This window comes from Novosphingobium mangrovisedimenti (assembly GCF_025153475.1).
Taxonomy (GTDB): Bacteria; Pseudomonadota; Alphaproteobacteria; order Sphingomonadales; family Sphingomonadaceae; genus Novosphingobium; species Novosphingobium mangrovi_A.
This window is the reverse complement of record NZ_JANZXA010000048.1, coordinates 1-1,512: the sequence shown is the minus strand read 5'-3', so window position 1 is coordinate 1,512 and position 1,512 is coordinate 1. Positions and strand designations below refer to the sequence as shown.

Annotated in this window: 2 protein-coding genes and 1 pseudogene; all 3 read left to right on the top strand. The window is 52.3% G+C overall.

Annotated elements, in window-relative coordinates; genetic code table 11:
- Positions 1–286 (top strand): diiron oxygenase (locus tag NZK81_RS21385; RefSeq protein ID WP_260047980.1); only part of this gene is annotated, 286 nt, incomplete at its 5' end.
- Positions 283–492, top strand: a pseudogene (locus tag NZK81_RS21380) (hypothetical protein); the annotation flags it as partial. The gene NZK81_RS21385 and the pseudogene NZK81_RS21380, both read left to right, overlap by 4 nt.
- A 435-nt stretch (positions 493–927) precedes the next feature.
- On the top strand, positions 928–1,512 hold a 585-nt coding region (bla, locus tag NZK81_RS21375), incomplete at its 3' end, for a class A beta-lactamase (protein WP_260047979.1).

Genomic DNA, 1,512 nt, shown 5'->3' with positions numbered 1-1,512 from the left:
TGAAGAGGTCACACGCCGCCAGCAGGGCGCTTCCCGTCCCCGCCGCGCCTTCGAGCGCGTCAGCACCGCCGCAACCGTCTACTTCGTCATGAAGAGCATGATTCACCCCGACGTGTACGTGAACGCCGGTCTCGACAAGGAGCGCGCACTCGAGGTCGCGCGCACCAACAAGCACCACCACGACAAGATCCGCACGTCGGGTTCGAAGCTCATGAGTTTCCTCGACAGCGTCGGCCTGGTCGGCGGGCCGTCCAAGGTGCTGTACAAGAAGGTCCACCTGCTCTGAAAGCTTGGGAATCTCTAGAGGATCCCCGGGTACCGAGCTCGAATTCACTGGCCGTCGTTTTACAACGTCGTGACTGGGAAAACCCTGGCGTTACCCAACTTAATCGCCTTGCAGCACATCCCCCTTTCGCCAGCTGGCGTAATAGCGAAGAGGCCCGCACCGATCGCCCTTCCCAACAGTTGCGCAGCCTGAATGGCGAATGGCGCCTGATGCGGTATTTTCTCCTTACGCATCTGTGCGGTATTTCACACCGCATATGGTGCACTCTCAGTACAATCTGCTCTGATGCCGCATAGTTAAGCCAGCCCCGACACCCGCCAACACCCGCTGACGCGCCCTGACGGGCTTGTCTGCTCCCGGCATCCGCTTACAGACAAGCTGTGACCGTCTCCGGGAGCTGCATGTGTCAGAGGTTTTCACCGTCATCACCGAAACGCGCGAGACGAAAGGGCCTCGTGATACGCCTATTTTTATAGGTTAATGTCATGATAATAATGGTTTCTTAGACGTCAGGTGGCACTTTTCGGGGAAATGTGCGCGGAACCCCTATTTGTTTATTTTTCTAAATACATTCAAATATGTATCCGCTCATGAGACAATAACCCTGATAAATGCTTCAATAATATTGAAAAAGGAAGAGTATGAGTATTCAACATTTCCGTGTCGCCCTTATTCCCTTTTTTGCGGCATTTTGCCTTCCTGTTTTTGCTCACCCAGAAACGCTGGTGAAAGTAAAAGATGCTGAAGATCAGTTGGGTGCACGAGTGGGTTACATCGAACTGGATCTCAACAGCGGTAAGATCCTTGAGAGTTTTCGCCCCGAAGAACGTTTTCCAATGATGAGCACTTTTAAAGTTCTGCTATGTGGCGCGGTATTATCCCGTATTGACGCCGGGCAAGAGCAACTCGGTCGCCGCATACACTATTCTCAGAATGACTTGGTTGAGTACTCACCAGTCACAGAAAAGCATCTTACGGATGGCATGACAGTAAGAGAATTATGCAGTGCTGCCATAACCATGAGTGATAACACTGCGGCCAACTTACTTCTGACAACGATCGGAGGACCGAAGGAGCTAACCGCTTTTTTGCACAACATGGGGGATCATGTAACTCGCCTTGATCGTTGGGAACCGGAGCTGAATGAAGCCATACCAAACGACGAGCGTGACACCACGATGCCTGTAGCAATGGCAACAACGTTGCGCAAACTATTAACTGGCGAA